This window comes from Paenibacillus glycanilyticus, from assembly GCF_023715145.1.
Classification (GTDB): Bacteria; Bacillota; Bacilli; order Paenibacillales; family Paenibacillaceae; genus Pristimantibacillus; species Pristimantibacillus glycanilyticus_A.
Map to the genome: position 1 here is coordinate 109,107 of NZ_JAMBNP010000011.1, position 16,658 is coordinate 125,764.

General features: G+C 51.1%; 15 protein-coding genes. 9 read left to right on the forward strand and 6 right to left on the reverse strand.

Annotation, left to right across the window (positions count from 1 at the left end):
• Window positions 1-297 precede the first annotated feature (297 nt).
• Window positions 298-1,194 (reverse strand): LysR family transcriptional regulator, encoded by an 897-nt coding sequence (locus tag M3194_RS24485; protein ID WP_251656715.1) that lies wholly within the window; start codon window positions 1,192-1,194, stop codon window positions 298-300.
• Between the two features lie 132 nt (window positions 1,195-1,326).
• Between M3194_RS24485 and M3194_RS24490 the strand changes: the two genes are divergently transcribed.
• Together M3194_RS24490 and M3194_RS24495 are read left to right on the forward strand one after the other, a co-directional pair.
• Window positions 1,327-1,998: an O-methyltransferase gene (locus M3194_RS24490; protein WP_251656716.1), complete on the forward strand. Its 672-nt coding sequence runs from the start codon at window positions 1,327-1,329 to the stop codon at window positions 1,996-1,998.
• Between the two features lie 35 nt (window positions 1,999-2,033).
• Window positions 2,034-3,026 (forward strand): NADPH:quinone oxidoreductase family protein, encoded by a 993-nt coding sequence (locus M3194_RS24495; protein WP_251656717.1) that lies wholly within the window; start codon window positions 2,034-2,036, stop codon window positions 3,024-3,026.
• Window positions 3,027-3,071: 45 nt separating this feature from the next.
• Here the strand turns inward: M3194_RS24495 and msrA are convergent, their stop codons facing one another.
• The 3 genes from msrA to M3194_RS24510 all read right to left on the reverse strand — a co-directional run bounded on the left by msrA (window position 3,072) and on the right by M3194_RS24510 (window position 5,525).
• Complete coding sequence (gene msrA, locus M3194_RS24500) at window positions 3,072-3,593, reverse strand: peptide-methionine (S)-S-oxide reductase MsrA (protein ID WP_251656718.1); 522 nt, start codon at window positions 3,591-3,593, stop codon at window positions 3,072-3,074.
• A gap of 150 nt (window positions 3,594-3,743) precedes the next feature.
• Window positions 3,744-4,409, reverse strand: a complete 666-nt coding sequence (locus M3194_RS24505) for an ABC transporter ATP-binding protein (RefSeq protein ID WP_285889539.1) — start codon at window positions 4,407-4,409, stop codon at window positions 3,744-3,746.
• Between the two features lie 366 nt (window positions 4,410-4,775).
• Entirely contained in the window at window positions 4,776-5,525 is a 750-nt protein-coding gene (locus tag M3194_RS24510) for a YheC/YheD family protein (protein ID WP_251656719.1), read from the reverse strand.
• Window positions 5,526-5,677: 152 nt separating this feature from the next.
• On the opposite strand from M3194_RS24510, the gene M3194_RS24515 reads away from it, so the two are divergent.
• Genes M3194_RS24515 through sbnB form a run of 3 tightly spaced genes read left to right on the forward strand, consistent with a single transcriptional unit; the run spans window position 5,678 to window position 8,912 of the window.
• Window positions 5,678-6,946, forward strand: coding sequence for a phenylacetate--CoA ligase family protein (locus M3194_RS24515; RefSeq protein ID WP_251656720.1), 1,269 nt, complete (start codon window positions 5,678-5,680; stop codon window positions 6,944-6,946).
• A complete protein-coding gene (gene sbnA / locus M3194_RS24520; protein ID WP_251656721.1) occupies window positions 6,943-7,947 on the forward strand; it encodes a 2,3-diaminopropionate biosynthesis protein SbnA in 1,005 nt (334 codons plus the stop codon). The genes M3194_RS24515 and sbnA overlap by 4 nt, the downstream gene beginning before the upstream one ends.
• Entirely contained in the window at window positions 7,944-8,912 is a 969-nt protein-coding gene (sbnB, locus tag M3194_RS24525) for a 2,3-diaminopropionate biosynthesis protein SbnB (protein ID WP_251656722.1), read from the forward strand. Before sbnA ends, sbnB begins: the two co-directional genes overlap by 4 nt.
• Window positions 8,913-9,003: 91 nt before the next feature.
• Here the strand turns inward: sbnB and M3194_RS24530 are convergent, their stop codons facing one another.
• Together M3194_RS24530 and M3194_RS24535 are read right to left on the reverse strand one after the other, a co-directional pair.
• The gene (locus M3194_RS24530; RefSeq protein WP_251656723.1) at window positions 9,004-10,008 is read right to left on the reverse strand and encodes an aldose 1-epimerase; all 1,005 of its coding nucleotides are present in this window, start codon (window positions 10,006-10,008) and stop codon (window positions 9,004-9,006) included.
• Between the two features lie 111 nt (window positions 10,009-10,119).
• Entirely contained in the window at window positions 10,120-10,482 is a 363-nt protein-coding gene (locus M3194_RS24535; RefSeq protein WP_251656724.1) for a LytTR family transcriptional regulator DNA-binding domain-containing protein, read from the reverse strand.
• 163 nt (window positions 10,483-10,645) lie between these two features.
• Here M3194_RS24535 and M3194_RS24540 point away from each other — a divergent pair, with 163 nt between their 5' ends.
• The 4 genes from M3194_RS24540 to M3194_RS24555 all read left to right on the forward strand — a co-directional run bounded on the left by M3194_RS24540 (window position 10,646) and on the right by M3194_RS24555 (window position 16,158).
• The gene (locus M3194_RS24540) at window positions 10,646-11,734 is read left to right on the forward strand and encodes a lactonase family protein (RefSeq protein ID WP_251656725.1); all 1,089 of its coding nucleotides are present in this window, start codon (window positions 10,646-10,648) and stop codon (window positions 11,732-11,734) included.
• An 18-nt stretch (window positions 11,735-11,752) separates the two neighbouring features.
• Entirely contained in the window at window positions 11,753-12,970 is a 1,218-nt protein-coding gene (locus M3194_RS24545) for an MFS transporter (RefSeq protein ID WP_251656726.1), read from the forward strand.
• Window positions 12,971-13,146: 176 nt separating this feature from the next.
• Window positions 13,147-14,778 (forward strand): cellulase family glycosylhydrolase, encoded by a 1,632-nt coding sequence (locus M3194_RS24550; protein ID WP_251656727.1) that lies wholly within the window; start codon window positions 13,147-13,149, stop codon window positions 14,776-14,778.
• A gap of 171 nt (window positions 14,779-14,949) precedes the next feature.
• Entirely contained in the window at window positions 14,950-16,158 is a 1,209-nt protein-coding gene (locus M3194_RS24555; protein WP_251656728.1) for an S-layer homology domain-containing protein, read from the forward strand.
• Window positions 16,159-16,658 lie beyond the last annotated feature (500 nt).

Genomic DNA, 16,658 nt, shown 5'->3' on the forward strand with positions numbered 1-16,658 from the left:
TCTTTGATTTTTTCCTTGGTCTAAAAAAGTGGACTTTTGCAGGGCTCTCCTAATGGGGGACAGCTTTTTTGCGTCTCAATAGGAGCAGTGACGGTGCGTAAGACGGGTTCATGCGGTAGAATAGTAGGTCAAAACCTTACTGCAGCCGGTATGCGATATGATAGAAGGAAGCAATCAGCGAAATAGCAGGCAAAAACCTTACTACAGCCGGTAGGCGATGCGATAGATGGAAGCAATCAGCGAAATAGCAGACAAAAACCTTACTACAGCCGGTAGGCGATGAGATAGCCCCGATTCCTACCTCACAAAGGGGTTCTGGCTAATCATGTTTACTAGATTCATCGCCGAAGCGGAGAGTGGTTCATATTTCCGGGTACAGATGGCAATCGAGTTTTTGAGATGAATGCCTTCAACATATACCCGCGCAAGCTCGCCGCGCTCGACATAATCGCGAACGACAAGAGAGGAGACGAAGTTGGCGCCGTAGCCTGCGATGACGGCAGTTGTGGCTTCATGCAGTCCGTTAAACTGCAGGGAGATGGTCGGGACGGAGGAGTTATAGGTGCGGCATAGCGATAACAGCCTTTCCCTCGTGGAGCTGCCTTCTTCGCGCATGACAAACGGCTCCTTCATCATCTCGGACAATGTAACCTGCTGGTTGGCATACCGGTGGCTTGGCGCAACAACAAACCATAATTCATCCTGGAACAGCTCTTCCGTCTGAATGGTATCGGGGTAGTTCTCGGCCATGCCGCCGAATATCGCGATATCGACCTCGACGTCTAACAGCTGTTGTAAGGCGCCGCTGGAATTGGTTGTTGTAATGTTCATCTCTACCTGCTCGAATTGCTGCTTGAACTTGGCGATCCAGGCCGGGATCAGGAAGTGGGCAGGCAGATAAGTGGCGGCAAGCCGAATGCTGCCGATGGTGCCGCTGCGATAATTCAAGGCAAATTGCTCAATCTGATGCTCTACGGCAAATAGTCTTTTGGCCAGCACGGCAAGCTCCTCGCCGGCATCGGTTAAAGCTATTCCTCTCCCTTGAGGCATGAAGAGAGTCAGCATCAGCTCCTTCTCGAACTTCTTGATCTGCCCTGTTATAGCAGGCTGGCTGATGTTCAGCAGTTCTGAGGCGCGGGTTACACTTCCGGTAACGGCAATGGTATGAAACAAGCGCAAGGCATGCAGGTTCATGGTTAAGGTCCCTCTTTTCCACACATATATATATATTATATAAGTTACTCAAAAACATATATTATTCTTATCATTATAACTCGCTTACTATGGAAGTAGAAGATCATCTCAAAGCGAGGAGAAGTGGTAAACATGACTACGATGCACACTTGGGAAAAGGTTGATGCGTACATCACGGAGCGGCTTATTGAGCAGGATGAGGTTCTGGAGCAGGTGCTGGCGAACAATAAGAAGGCTGATCTGCCTGCTATCGATGTAGCGCCTAATCAAGGGAAGCTGCTAAATATGTATGCTCAAATGATAGGCGCATCCCGAATTTTGGAGATTGGCACGCTTGGCGGCTACAGCACGGTCTGGATGGCAAGAGCGCTGCCGGAGCTTGGACAGTTGGTTACGTTAGAGCTTGATCCTCATCATGCTGAAGTTGCCGGGCAAAATATTGCTTTAGCCGGGCTCAGTCATAAGGTAGAGATCAGAGTTGGAGAGGCGCTGGAGCAATTAGCGAAGCTGGAGGCGGAAGGGGCAGCGCCGTTTGACCTTATCTTTATTGATGCCGACAAACCTAATAATCCTCAATATCTGCAATGGGCGCTGCGATTCTCTCGTCCCGGCACGGTTATTGTTGGAGACAATGTCATTCGGGACGGGGAAGTAACGAACAAGCACAGCACGGATCCGCGCGTCCAAGGCGTACGCAGGTTTATGGATTTGCTTGCGGAGGAGCCGCGAGTAACGGCAACAGCCCTTCAAACGGTTGGAGCAAAGGGCTATGACGGTTTTGTGCTTGGGATAGTAAAGGAGTAAAATAAAAGAAACAAAACCGAAGGAGTGGATGCAGGGTGAATCACTATCGCGCATTAGTAGCGGACAAGGAGGGAGAAGAACAACCAAAGCTGTCGATCAAAAACCTCACCGCGGCGGACCTGCCTGAAGGAGAAGTAACCATTCGCGTAGCCTACTCCAGCGTGAATTATAAAGATGGAATGGTTGGAATCCAGGGGAGAATGGTCAAGAATTACCCTCATGTCCCGGGCATTGATCTCTCGGGTACGGTAACCGAATCAAGCGATTCGCGTTATCAGCCCGGCGATCAGGTGATTGTTACGAGCTACGGTCTTGGCATAGCGCATTATGGCGGATATAGCGAAATCGCCAGGGTTCCGGCCGGCTGGGTTGTTCCTCTGCCCGAAGGACTCACTCTCCGCGAAGCCATGATACTAGGCACGGCGGGCTTTACAGCGGCGTTATCGGTTCAGCGGCTTGAGGACAACGGACTTACGCCGGATAAAGGCCAGGTGGTGGTTGCCGGCGCGAGCGGCGGGGTAGGCAGCGTTGCCGTTAATATTCTTGCCAAACGCGGCTATGAGGTAACGGCGAGCACCGGCAGGCTAAGCGAAGAAGGGTATTTGAAGGAGCTTGGCGCAGCTCATGTCATTCATCGGGATGAATTGACGGAGTCCGAAAAAAGGCCGATTCGGCGACCGCAATGGGCGGCGGCGGTTGATCCGGTTGGAGGCAAGACGTTATCCTATCTTCTGTCCACGCTTCAATACGGCGGTTCGGTCGCAACAAGCGGACTTACCGGAGGGGTTGAGATAGAGACGTCCGTGTATCCTTTTATTCTTAGAGGGGTGAACTGGCTGGGGATCGATTCGGTAGAATGCCCGATGGAGCTTCGCCGCCGGGTATGGGAGAGGCTTGCTGCCGATCTTAAGCCAACGATGCTCAGTACCACGATCGTAAACGAAATTACGTTAGATGAGCTTCCGGAGGAGCTTGCCCGCATTCTGCAAGGCCAAGTGCGCGGCAGAACCATCGTAAAGCTCGGATAAAAAAGCGAAACCCGCCGGGGCTGTCCAGGCGGGTTTCGCTTAGTTTTATTTCCAATTCTGCTCAATGAATTCATCGCGGCCGGACTGCTCGCGGTCTTCCTTGTAATGCTTCGGATTCTTCTTATGGTAATCCTGATGATAATCCTCCGCCGGATAGAACGTCTCCGTCTCCCGGATCTCCGTCACAATCGGCTTGTCGAAGCGGCCGGACTGCGCAAGCGCCTCCTTCGAAGCCAGCGCAAGCTCCCGCTGCTCGTCGTTATGATAGAAGATAGCCGTACGGTATTGGCTCCCGCGATCCTGGAACTGTCCTTCCGCATCGGTTGGATCGATCTGCGGCCAGAACAGCTCAAGCAGGCGCTCATAAGGAAATACCGCCGGGTCGAAGGTAATCTGAACGACCTCGAGGTGACCGGTTGTCCCTTTTTTAACGTCCTCATAAGTTGGATCGACCAAATGGCCGCCCATATATCCGGATACAATTCCGTGAATGCCGGGAAGCTCCTCGAATGGCGTTACCATACACCAGAAGCATCCTCCTGCAAAAGTAGCATGTGTAAGAGGCATCTTATCTAACCCTTTCTTGTTGCGGCTTACGTTCCTTCACCTCTCTAAAAGTAACTTGTCCCGCCCAAGAAGTCAATTTCGCCGCGCCGCCAAGCGCCAATAAGCCTCAAAGCCCTCCGCATCGGGCGGATAAGCAATGAGGCTTACGGCTTAAGCGATAGCTCCGTCTCTGATATATAGGACCCTGTCCGCATAAGAGGCCACCGCCTGATCATGGGTGATCAGGATAATCGTACGGCCTTCGGCATGCAGCTTGGCTAACAGCGCCATTATTTCCTTACCCGTATGTGAATCGAGCGCGCCTGTAGGTTCATCCGCGAGCAGTATCGAAGGATTTGTTGCAAGCGCTCTCGCTATTGCGACCCTTTGCTGCTGGCCCCCTGACAATTCCGCAGGACGATGGTACAGATGCCCGCTCAGCCCAACCGATTCGAGCGTATCCAGCACGGCCTGCTTCCTCTGATGTCCCGGCACTCCCCGGTAGATTAACGGCAGCTCGACATTATCATAAGCCGTTAAGTTTGGTATCAGATTATAGCTTTGGAAAATAAACCCGATCCGCCTGTTCCGCACATCCGCCAACTGATTATCGCTCATTGACGATACCCGTCTGCCCTCCAGCGTATAGGTGCCGCTGTCTGCAGTATCCAGGCAGCCCATGATATTCATGAGCGTAGATTTACCGGAACCGGACGGCCCTTGAATCGCGACAAATTCACCTTGCTGTACTTCAAGGGAAATATGCTGCAGCGCGGTGAAACGCTGCCCGCCCATGCGGTAATGCTTCGTAATTTGCTCCATTTGAACGATGGCCATGTAATGATCCCTCCTATAAGAATTGACGCGCGCTTTTTGCGGCAATTCTGCTTCGTAAGCATCGACCTAGAATTGACGCGCGCTTTTTGCGGCAATTCTGCTTCGTAAGCATCGACCTAGAATTGACGCGCGCTTGTTGCGGCAATTCTGCTTCGTAAGCATTGACTTAAGAATTGACGCGCGCTTTTGCGGTGACTCACGCTTATTGCGGAAATTCCTGCTTCGTAAGCATTGACCTACTATAGAGGCTATTCAAACAGCTTGTTCAAAATATCACAAAAAGCATAAGTTTTCCCTGCAGTGGGCTTATATTTTGACCGCTAAACGCGTGTTGCTCCCATTCAAAGAATCGCTGAATGTTTCACCTTAAGATCTGCGGGCGTTCAGCCTCCGCAGCTGCATAATGCGATTGTACATCGTCCTCGTCGGAAGCTTCTTGAAGGGGATTGATTCAGGAGTTGTATTCACCTCAAGAATCCAGGGATGCATCTTATGGTCAAGCGCAATATCGAAGCCCAGCTCGTTTAAGAACGGATACTTTGCCTTCAGAAGATGGGCAGAGTCTACGCATAAGACATGCAGCTCCGATTGCAGCCTTTGGACCAGCTCCGCGCCGCCATGAGCGGCAATAACCGCGTCGAAGGTGTATATATCGGCGCCTTGCGCTCCATTGGTTACGGCCATGCCGTGCTGGGCAACCCTTGCGAGCATGCCGCTGATCTGCCATTGCCAGCTTTCGTTCAGCTGCACCTCAATGCGCAGATCATAGATCCGGTTCTTGAATCGCGACAGATGGATGCCCCGTTGCACGAGGTATTTGGTGCCTCTTATTTTGTTTTTCAAGGAAGTAATCAGCTGCGGCCAGGTCAGATTTCTTCTCTTTTTTGCACCCAGCTGATAGGAATAACTGCCATTCTTATGTTCTACACGCATAACGCCGTCGCCATGGGAGCCGGTATTTGGTTTGATATAGACCATTTGATAGAGCTGGAGCATCCTTCTCAAAGAGTTTTCACTAAACAGGAGAGTGTGCGGAACATGACTGCGGATTGAAGCTTTTCGGTTAAGAACAACGGTTTTAGCCCATTTGTTATAAACGCCTCTTCTTTTTTTCATAGGGAAACTATCTTCCTCCGTCTTCCTGACATGATAGTCTTACAGAAATAACATATGCTTGCCTTTTCTGCTGCGAGTGGGCTTTATGCGGGGCGATTCTCTTTTGGGGCGCATAGGATGGAAGAATGATCGACCGAAATGGAGGATGCTTCATGCCTATTTCTATGAATATTCTCTCTCTCCGTACCAAATGGGAGGAAGTGAGACAGCTGTATCCTTGGTATAAACAGCTAACCGGGGATCGGGACGACTTCAATTGGGAGGACGTTCCGCTGCTTACGCAGGACAGACTGCTTCCCTATTACGAGAGCGACGAGAGGACTGTTCCGCAAGATTGGAATGTATACCGCACATCGGGTACAAGCGGCAATAAACGCAAGGCCATCTACTACGACGCAATAGATGAAGAAGCATATATCCAGTATAAAAAAGAGATGTTCGCGGAGCTGCTCAAAGGCTATAACGTAACCCGGGCGTTGAGCGATATGGGGACAGGTCATGCGGAGGCTACCGCCGTGCAAATATTTGAGGAGCTGGGCCTTGCTTGCGAGTCGGTTCCTTTTGGTCTGCCTGCCGCCGCTCATTTGATCCGTATTTCCGATTATGAACCGGATGTTCTGTACACGATGCCTTCTCTTCTTGACGGCATGCTGCGCGTTGCTCCTCCGGATTACAAATGGGGCGTGAAATGCGTCATTCTGGTCGGGGAACCGGCACCTCCCGCATGGAGGCAACGCGTTGCGGAGCGGCTTGGCATTACGGAGCATGACGTGATGGATACGCTGGGGAGCATCGAGATTGGAACCATTGCTTATTATGACCGGACGATCGGTCGGTATGTTGTAATGGACGATATCCTTGCGGAAGGCGTAACGCCAGCTGAGGCAGCATTGCCTGATGTAGAACTGCCCGAGGGTGAACAGCTCCTGGTGCTTACATCGCTTGTCCGGCGGCGTTTTCCGGCCTTGCGCTTTGTCACTTATGATGTTGTCCGGGATTTGAGAGTGGAGGAGCGGGACGGTAAATCGGTCACAACCTTTGACGCCATCGTGAAGCGGGTCGGACCGGAGTTGAAGCATGGGGAAAAAATCAGTGTATACGATATTGAAAATGCCATCTTCAAGCATGTCCGGCAAGCTGTTGTGAAGGTGCTAGTGAACGGCAATAAGCTGCAGGTTCGGATTACGACGGCCGAAGAGCAGGATGAGGCTTTGAAAGCTGCGGTTCGCGACGAGCTGCACAGCACGATTCCGGCTATTGGCGCCATGATCCGCGGCGGGCTTCTCGAGCAGATGGATATTTTGTTTATTGCGCAAAGCTCAGCATCGGAAGCTTCCTCGCCGGAGGGGACGGGCAAAAAGCCGATTAAGCAGAAAAAGCTGTTTGTTCAGCAGGGCAGCGAAGGAAGGGATCATGGATGAGCGTATACGACAATGTTGCCGCCATGATTGGCAATACTCCCATGGTGAAGCTTGGGAGGCTGTTTGAAAATGCCGGATTCGAGGTATACGCGAAGCTGGAGATGCATAATCCCGGCGGCAGCGTGAAGGACCGGCCGGCGAAGGCGATGCTCCAGGCAGCGTTCGAAGAAGGGCGCATCAAGCCCGGCTCCGTCATTGTAGAATCCAGCTCGGGCAATCTGGCGGTAGGGCTTGCACAGCTGTGCAACACGATGGGCTTCAAATTTATATGCGTAGTGGATCCCAAGACAACGGAAGCGAATCTTCGCGTGCTTCGGGCTTACGGCGCGAGAATTGACCTGGTCCAGAAGCCGGATCCCGAGACGGGAGAGTTTGTTCCTGCAAGGCTTGCCCGCGTTCGCCGCTGGCTGAAGCGTCTTCCGGATGCCTTCTGGCCCAATCAATACGGCAACAAAAACAATGCCTTATCCCACCAGCAGACAACGATGACGGAGATCGCAGCAGATCTTCCGGGGCTGGACTATTTGTTTTGCGGGGTCAGCACCTGCGGAACGATCCGGGGTTGCGTGGACTATATCCGCTCGAACGGGCTTCGGACGAAGGTCATAGCCGTTGATGCGGAAGGCAGCATTATTTTCGGCGGCGAGAAAGGCAAGGTTACCCGCATGCTTCCGGGGCTCGGAGCGGGAATTAAACCGGGATTATGTCCCGACGAAGGTATACATGAGGTAGTTAGAGTCAACGACCGGGATTGTATTGCCGGCTGCCGGAGGCTGGTTCGTATGGAGTCGATCCTGGCTGGCGGCTCCTCGGGAGGAGTGATTTCGGCTGTGGAAAAATATAGTCCGTTCATCGAGCCCGGCTCAACCTGCGCGGTGCTTCTGCCGGACCGCGGAGAACGTTATTTAAATACCGTTTATGACGATACATGGGTATCTCGGTTGTTTGGCGATAGCTTTGCTGCCGGTCTGCATAAGCATGGAGGAGCGATCAAGGAATGATTTATTTGAACGAGCGGAATTTGGAGCAGATCGGTATTGATTGGCCGGTCCTTGCTACTCTTATAGAAGAAGCCGCTGCTGCATTTGCGGCGGGGGAGTGCGCGCAGCCGATCAAGCCTTACCTGAAATACGGCGATGAGCGCAATCGGATTATCGCGATGCCGGCTTATGTCAATCGTCCGGTTCGGGCCGCCGGCCTTAAGTGGATTGCGAGCTTCCCTGGGAATATCGACATTGGGCTGCCGAGGGCAAACAGCGTCACGATTCTGAATGACCCGGATACCGGCATTCCTGTTGCGATGGTGCAAGGCAGCCTCATTAGCGCGATCCGTACGGCAGCTGTAAGCGGCGCTATGCTGCGCAAGCTGATCGCCGGAGGAGATAGACCGCTGCGAGCGGCGGTTATTGGCATGGGGCCAATCGGGCGGATGCATGTTCATATGCTGAATGGTCTGCTTGGTGACCGAATTAGCGGAATAACCGCATTTGATCGGCGAAATGTGGACGTGGAGGAATGGCTGAACGGCGTTCCGGCAGTCATACCGGTCGAGAAGGCGGCTTCCTGGCAGGAAGCATACCGCGCTGCGGACGTGGTATTCACCTGTACGGCAGCGCCGGAGCGGTATATCGACGAGGCTGCTAAGCCGGATGCGATTCTGATGCATGTCTCGCTTCGCGATTATGAGCTGGATGCCTTGGCGAACGTGGGAACCATCATTGTTGACAGCTGGGAGGAGATCTGCCGGGCGGATACGGATACGGAACGTCTTCATCTCTATGCCGGCTTGCAGGCTTCCGATACGATAACGCTGGCGGAGGCAATGTCACTGCCGCGGGAGCAATTGATTCGTCCGGCAAGACCAACCTTGTTTACGCCGATGGGTCTTGCCATATTCGACGTGGCGGTGGCGGCGCATTACGCCGAGGCGGCGGAGAGGCTTGGGGTAGGGCAGAGACTGGAGTAGAGGTGCGCCTGTAAGAAATGATTTGGTCTGTTCTAAATAAAAAAAGACAGAAGCCTGGGCAAAGTAGCCTAGGCTTCCGTCTTATGTTCTATTACTTAGCCGCCCGCAGGTAGAAACGGCTTGAGTTTTCCCAGATGCCGCCCGGCTCCAGGCTTACGAGACCAATCTCGTCTGCCGGCAGGCTAACATTAGGCGCATTAACCAGGTTAAGCTGCGGCTCAGGGCAGAAGAAGCCTTTTGTAGCGTTGTTATTCCATACCATCCATTGCTTGAAGGCAGTACCCGCATCGTACACAAGCGACACTTGCTCGCGTGCGTCCGTGAGCACCATTTGGTTACGGCCATTGCGCGGTTCAGCCGTGTAATGGTTGTCCATCGCTTCCCAATAGGTAGGGACACCCGTTGTTTGGATAGCTTGCTCTCCTTCGGACAACGGAAGGAATTGGCCGGTAGGCAGCATGCGCTCGCTCATTTCCCAACGCTTGCCGATCGTCATCGTGAAGGAGCAGTCTTCCGGCGTGCTGTTAGGCGCGAATGGCGCGTTAACGGCTGTATGGAATGCGACCATGCAAGGCATGGCATCCTGACCTTCATTATGTACGGAAATATGCTGAAGAAGTCCTGTATCGTTCAAGGCATAACGGAGACGAAGGGTAAACACATGCGGCAGGAATTCGAAGATCGGATGCTTCTCGTCTACCGACAGCTTTAAAGACACGTAGCTTTCCGTTTTGTTTACGCCATAATCTTCAACTGTCCAGACCGCTGTATGGGCAAATCCATGAAGATGGTTGCCTGTTCTAGGCTCGTTAATCGGGAAAGTATATGTTCTGCCGTTGAAGTGGAAGCGGCCGTCTTCATAACGGTTAGGAGGGAACAATACCGGAATGCCGTGTACGCCCGGGCTTGCTTTAAACGCTTCCATTTCTTGTTCAGCTGGCTCGCGAAGAATATGATAACCTTTGCTTGTGTCGCGGAAAGCGATTAGATTCGCGCCAACTTCAGGCAGAACGGCAGCTTCGTAAGAGCCCCATTGCAGCCATACTGCAGGCTCGCCTTTATACAATTCCTCAAATGCTTTTCCTTGCGTGCTCATGGATAATGCCTCCTTATAATCAACCTTCCAATAGAATAACAGGATGGACTTGAACAGACAACCGCCGCATTCCAAGGTTGGAATGCGGCGGTTGTTTGTTGCGAACCGAGCTTATGGCGTTATGCGAAGCTCGTTGTTAATCGTGCGCTGCGTGAAGAGCTGCTGCAGCACGTACTGTTTGCGTCTAGGTACCGGTACCTGCTTGGATTCGTGATATTCCGAACCAAAATATACGACGCCGCCGGCAATGGATTTGATCTTGCCGATATTAATGTAGCAATTCGTATGGACCGGGTAGAAACTGCTATTTGCTGTGAGCTGCTGAATCTGCTCGGCAGTCATTCTCTTCTTTATGTTGTAGTTTCTGCCGTGGAAGCTGACTAGACCAAGAGTACCAAGCTTAAAGTAAAGAACGTCCGACTCCAGTTCGAAATCCTCATAGACATTTCTGCCGCTCAGCGTAGTATTCATCATTCCGATTCCCCCTTAGAAATGTGAACTACTGATTTGATAGCGCTTACATTATATCACGCCTATTCACGGATGAAAAGACATTTTTTTTTAAACCATTGTGAAGACGGTTGGCATGTGCTATGTTCGATTTACTGTACTCTACCCAAAGAAAGGTTGTTGAATAATGAGCAAGAACCAGACTTTTGCAGGGACCTTATACATTGGCTCTTACGGAGCGGAGTCGGAAGCTACCATTCGCGTATGCGATTTTGACGGTGCGGCCGGCACCATTACGGTTAAACAAGAAGTGACCAAGGTTGAGAACGCTTCGTATTTGGCTGTGGATCCGTCGGGTCGTCATCTTTATGCCGTAAGCGAAACGGGCCGGACCGGAACTGAAGCGGGAGGATCCGTTGTCTCCTTTGCTGTTGAAGAGGGAAGCGGTCATCTGACCGAATTGAACCGCCAGCTGTCGCATGGCGCGGATCCTTGCTACATAACGGTTGACGCTTTGAACAAGACTGCCCTTGTTGCGAACTATACCGGAGGCAATGCTTCGCTTCTTCCTATTAATGAAGACGGCACGATTGCCCCGGCAACGTCGGTTGTCCGCGAGGAAGCGCCGCTTGGCTCCAATACCGCGCGCCAGGAAGCTCCTCACGCGCATGCTATTGTTGTTAATGGAAATTATGTATACGTTAATGATCTTGGTACGGACCTCATTCACACGTTCAAGATTGAAGAGGGAACCAAGCTTGTGAAGCAAAGCTCGTGCAAGCTTCATTCCGGAGCGGGTCCTCGCCATATTGTTTTCCATAAGAGCCAATCCAATGCTTACGTTATGAATGAACTCGATTCTACGATTACCCTGCTGCGCGTATCGGAGAGCGGCGAGCTGACTCCCGTTCAAACGGTATCCGCTTTGCCGGAAGGCTTCTCCGGCTACAATGATGCTGCAGACATTCATCTGTCGCCATCCGGACAATACTTGTACAGCTCGAACCGCGGTCATAACAGCATCGCCGTATTTGCCGTTGATCAAGCAGATGGCGGTCTGACCCTTATTCAGAATGCTTCCTGTGAAGGAGATGCACCGCGTAACTTCCTCGTGCTGCCGGATGGCAGCCAGCTGCTTGTTGCCAATCAGAAAACAGGCAATATCGTGTTATTTTCGGTTAATCAAGAGACGGGGCTTATCCATTCAGAAGGTACTATACTCGAAGTGCCAAGCCCGGTATGCATTCGTTTAGGTGCTGCCAAGCGGCTTGGATAAAAGAAAGAAGGAATTCGTATGTCCGCTGGCAATACGGCGAAAATCTCTCCGGCAGTCAAGCTGGGGACGGTTTACTCTATTCTTTTTGCTATCAGCTCGGTTCATCTCCTTAATGATGCGATGCAATCCGTCGTATCGGCATTGTTCCCGATTTTTGAAGATTCGCTTGGGTTAAAATTCGGCCAGATCGGCTGGATCGCTTTTACCCTGAATATGACATCCTCGGTGCTGCAGCCGGCGGTGGGAATATTATCGGATAAAAAGCCCGCGCCATGGATGTTACCGGTCGGGATGGCCTGCAGTCTGGTCGGCATGGTTGGTTTGGCTTATGCGCCTAGCTTCTGGATGCTGCTGCTTGCGGTTGTGTTCGTTGGATTTGGCTCGGCCGTGTTTCATCCGGAAGGCTCCCGTGTCGTATTCTTCGCTGCCGGTGAACGCCGCGGCCTTGCGCAATCGATCTATCAGGTCGGCGGCAACTTCGGTCAAGCGCTCGCTCCATTGATGACGATTTATATTTTCGTTCCGCTTGGTCAGCGCGGCGCGGTATTGGGCAGCTTCCTTGCGATTGCGGCTATCCTTGTATTGCTGAGAGTCGTGCCGTGGTATGGCGCACAGCTTGCGGCAAACGGTACGCCCGTTAAGAAAAAAACGGGTGCCGCACCGGCGGTATCGCCATACAATAATAAAATTATTGCCTTCGCTCTGACGTTGCTGCTTATTCTTGTCTTTGCGCGTTCGTGGTATGCAGCGGGGATCGGAAGCTTCTATAACTTCTACATGCAGGATAACTACGGTTTGTCCATCAAAGCTGCCCAGGTGCCGCTGTTTATCTTTATGGCGGCTGGCGTGCTTGGCACGTTCTTCGGCGGCATCTTGTCGGACCGGTTCGGCCGGAAGCGGATGATGCTGTTCTCGATTGCTGGCTCAGCGCCATTCGCCCTGCTGCTGCCTCATGTGTCGCTGGGCTGGGTTTATCCGGTTATCTTCATCCTTGGATTCATCCTGCAGTCCGGCTTCTCGGTCAGCGTTGTTTACGCGCAGGAGCTACTGCCGGGTAAGGTAGGAATGGCGTCGGGTCTCATTACCGGTCTAGCTTTTGGTATGGGCGGTCTCGGTTCAATCGTGCTCGGAACGGCAGCTGACCATTATGGGATTCTGGATACGATGGTTGCTTGCAGCTTCCTGCCTCTGATTGGCCTGCTGTCCATTTTGCTTCCGAAAGACCGTAGAGAATAAATAAGACAACAGATTGGCTTCAAGACAAAAATCCGGGTATTGCCCGGCCACAACCCCATTGATAAAGTTGCCTTAACGGCGCTTGCAACCGCTCTAATCCGGCGTGTATGCAGGCGCTGTTTTTGTTCTTGCGTTTGTCTTCGAAAGACACACATATCTTATTGGGGGAATTCGAGATGGCAGATCGGAGATTGGGAGACGTAAGTGGATTTGTAAAGCGTGTTGGACAGAAAATAGTAAACGGCGCCGGCGAGGAGATTGTGCTGCGCGGAGTAGGCTTCGGGAGCTGGCTGCTTCCCGAAGGATACATGTGGAAATTCCCCGATGCGGGTGACCGTCCAAGACGGATAGAGAAGATGATACGCGAGCTCATCGGCAAAGAGAAAGCGGCGTCTTTCTGGGAGATTTACTACAATACTTATATCGCGGAGGCGGATATCCGGCGTATTGCGGAGGAGGGCTTCAACTCGGTTCGTTTTCCGATCAACTGGCGGTTCCTGATGGTTGAAGGTACGGAACAATATAATGAGAAGCATCTTGCGCTGCTTGACCGGGCGATTGACTGGTGCCGCGAGCACCGATTGTATGTCATTCTTGATCTGCATGGTGCTCCGGGAGGACAAACGGGAGCAAACATCGATGACTCGGAAAATGATCAGCCGGAGCTGTTCTTAAACGACGATTACCGCAGAATGGCGATTGAGATGTGGCGTTTGTTGGCGGAACGTTATAAGGACGAGTGGATTGTAGCGGGCTACGATCTGCTGAACGAGCCCCTTCCGGATTGGAATGCCCAATACAATGACAGGCTGATGCCTTTATATAAAGAAATGGTCCAAGCAATCCGCGAGGTTGATGACCGGCATATGATTATTATTGAAGGCGCCCATTGGGCGACGGACTGGTCGGTATTCAACGAAGTAATTGACGATAACCTGATGCTGCAATTCCATAAGTATTGGAACAGCCCGGATACGGCGAGCATCCAGAAATTCCTGGACAAGCGCGAGGAGCTGAATCTGCCGATCTATATGGGAGAAGGTGGAGAGAACAATATCGAATGGTATACGGGCGCATTCCGTCTGTATGAGGATCATCATATTTCATGGAACTTCTGGACTTGGAAAAAGCTAAGTACAACCAATTCCCCTTGCTCCGTCATTATGCCCGAGGGCTGGGACAAGCTGGTTGCTTACTTAAACGGCGGCGTGAAGCCAAGCGCGGAAGAAGCGAAGCGAATTCTGTGGGCGTACCTGGATAATCTGGCCTTAGACCGCTGCGTCTATCATCCGCAGGTTGTGCGTTCGTTGCTGTTCCGGACGCCAATCCGGATTCCGGCTATCTTCTACGGCTACTATGGGGAAGGAGTCAGCTATGGCGTAGGCGAGCGTACCGTGCGGCAGCTTGGCTTCCGTGACGAGGACGGCACGGATATCCGATTCACGGACAGTAAGCGGGAGACGGCGCATTTCCATCATGGCGGCGGGCAGTCGTGGGAGCCGCAGGATTGGCTGCATGTCCGCCTTGCTCCGGGCGATTGGCTGGTGTACGAGCTTTATTTGCCGGAGGGAGCTGAGCTTCAGCATGTCGTAACCATACGCGCAAAGGCGGTTGAAGGCGAAGCGGTAGCGGTTATTCGCGTAAATAATCAGCTTGCCGGCATCTGTGCGTTCACCGGCACGGAGTGGCAGGATGCGGACGCCATCGAACACGTTCTGCTGGCCCCGGGCCGATGCCGTGTGACCATTAAGGCCGAAGGTGGTCCGCTTGCGGTCGAGTGGGTTAGGTTAGTTAACGGTAACATTTGACAAAAAATGATATTTTACGATATTATAGAAATAATTTTTGAGCGAAGCACGCCAAAAGCCTTACGGGTTTTTTGTGTGCTTTTTTGCTATCCAATTATGAGAGTTATGGGGGAAAGTAGACAAAAACCGAGGCTTCATAGAGCTTAAAAATGAATGAGGAGATGATAGATTGTGAGAAAAGCATGGGTGTCTATTGTACTGGCAAGTGTAGTTGCGGCGGGAAGTATAGTTGGATTAGGGTTGACCGGCAAGGGGCGGAGTGTCGAGGCGGCTGCTAAGCCTTCGTTCACCGATATCAAAGGTCATTGGGCGGAGTCGTCTATTGAGACGGCGGTTCAAGCCGGGGTGCTGAATGGTTATGCGGATGGGACCTATAAACCAAACAATACGATAACAAGGGCGGAGCTGCTGAAAGTCGTGGCCATGACCTTTAAGATTGAAGTGGGCACGGGCGGTTCTACTTGGTATGCGCCATATCAGACGGCATTGTCCAAAGCCGGCGTGTATATAGAGGGTGACTATTCGGGTAATCTGAACAATCCGGCGACACGTAACGAAATGGCCAAGCTGGCCGTACGCGGCGAGTATGCGGAGTACCGGGGTAAGAAGTTAAGTGCGGCTGAGCTGATGTTCCGCGCAGTGAACAAGGGGATTTTGTCCCGTTCGGGGACAAAGGCAGAGACGATTAATACCGAAGGCACAACAACTCGGGCGGAAGCTGCGGTGTTGGTGACTCGTTTGCTTAAGTTGGCTGACGGCGGTAAATTGACGGTCGATCAAGGTGCATCCAGCGCCGCCGAGATCGCATGGCACCGGCATAACATGATCACGATGTTTGATCAGAATGATCTGGTGAAGCTGCCTTATTCGGTGGATATAAGTAAGAAATATAACGTGACGATTGATAAATTGATTATTTTGGATCCTGCGGATACGAAGGGGTATTATGCGGAGTATTTGAAGGGTGCTACTTATTTTCCAGCCAATAAGTTAGAAAAACCAAAAGACGTGTATCTTTTTGCATATAAAATAATTGGGAAAAATCTTGTTGCTGATGGTTCAGGGCAAGTTATGCGAACTAGTTTTGAAATGTACACAGAAGGAAAAACTGGGACAATTTTGCTCGACACACCATATGTATACGATGACGGTAAATTAATTGAAAGAGAAGGATTGTTCTATAACAATCAAGAATTTGGATTTCATAAGGTTGATAGTATAGCGCATAATTACGTTTTTAAATTAGTACCTAAAAATTACATTCAAGATCAAATTAAACAATATGGAGGAGTTCCGATTCATCTTGAGCGTTATAATGTCGCATTTGGAAAGCAATCACAATTTTATCTGACGGATGTGAAAGATAAATGGGCACTGTAAGAAGATTACTACCTCAACTTCTTATATTATCAATATTTATAAGCCTTTTTAACTTTCAATCCGTTTTAGCAATTACGGCAGAAACATCTATTTCAAAAACAGCTTCACTCTCTTTTAAAGCTAGTCAGAAATATAATGCAAGCTCCACTTTGTCAGGGATAACAATTGATTTAGATATTCCAATAGGTTATAAACCTAAATCATATCAATTATGGTTGATGGTTGCTGATAGTAGTGGGAAGGTGAAGTTAATACAACAATCACAGACATCAGCGGGTTCAAGCAACAGTAACTTTTCATTAAGTGGAAAAAGATTAACTTTAAACAATATCAAAGGAACAAAACTTACAGTGACAGCAGAAGGGGTACCATCCAATATGTATGCGGTCATCAATCGTAGGTCAAATGGTAAAGAGTGGGTAATAGAAGGTAATGGGGTTGGGCCATATAATGTGACCCCGGCAACTGGAGATTCTTGCTGGAGTGGAACACTTTCTGTT

Excerpts from the sequence above, each read along its gene's own strand:
- M3194_RS24485 (WP_251656715.1), bottom strand. The coding sequence starts at position 1,194 with ATGAACCTGCATGCCTTGCGCTTGTTTCATACCATTGCCGTTACCGGA.
- M3194_RS24490 (WP_251656716.1), top strand. The coding sequence starts at position 1,327 with ATGACTACGATGCACACTTGGGAAAAGGTTGATGCGTACATCACGGAG.
- msrA (WP_251656718.1), bottom strand. The coding sequence starts at position 3,593 with ATGCCTCTTACACATGCTACTTTTGCAGGAGGATGCTTCTGGTGTATG.
- M3194_RS24505 (WP_285889539.1), bottom strand. The coding sequence starts at position 4,409 with ATGGCCATCGTTCAAATGGAGCAAATTACGAAGCATTACCGCATGGGC.
- M3194_RS24510 (WP_251656719.1), bottom strand. The coding sequence starts at position 5,525 with ATGAAAAAAAGAAGAGGCGTTTATAACAAATGGGCTAAAACCGTTGTT.
- M3194_RS24515 (WP_251656720.1), top strand. The coding sequence starts at position 5,678 with ATGCCTATTTCTATGAATATTCTCTCTCTCCGTACCAAATGGGAGGAA.
- sbnA (WP_251656721.1), top strand. The coding sequence starts at position 6,943 with ATGAGCGTATACGACAATGTTGCCGCCATGATTGGCAATACTCCCATG.
- sbnB (WP_251656722.1), top strand. The coding sequence starts at position 7,944 with ATGATTTATTTGAACGAGCGGAATTTGGAGCAGATCGGTATTGATTGG.
- M3194_RS24530 (WP_251656723.1), bottom strand. The coding sequence starts at position 10,008 with ATGAGCACGCAAGGAAAAGCATTTGAGGAATTGTATAAAGGCGAGCCT.
- M3194_RS24535 (WP_251656724.1), bottom strand. The coding sequence starts at position 10,482 with ATGATGAATACTACGCTGAGCGGCAGAAATGTCTATGAGGATTTCGAA.
- M3194_RS24540 (WP_251656725.1), top strand. The coding sequence starts at position 10,646 with ATGAGCAAGAACCAGACTTTTGCAGGGACCTTATACATTGGCTCTTAC.
- M3194_RS24545 (WP_251656726.1), top strand. The coding sequence starts at position 11,753 with ATGTCCGCTGGCAATACGGCGAAAATCTCTCCGGCAGTCAAGCTGGGG.
- M3194_RS24550 (WP_251656727.1), top strand. The coding sequence starts at position 13,147 with ATGGCAGATCGGAGATTGGGAGACGTAAGTGGATTTGTAAAGCGTGTT.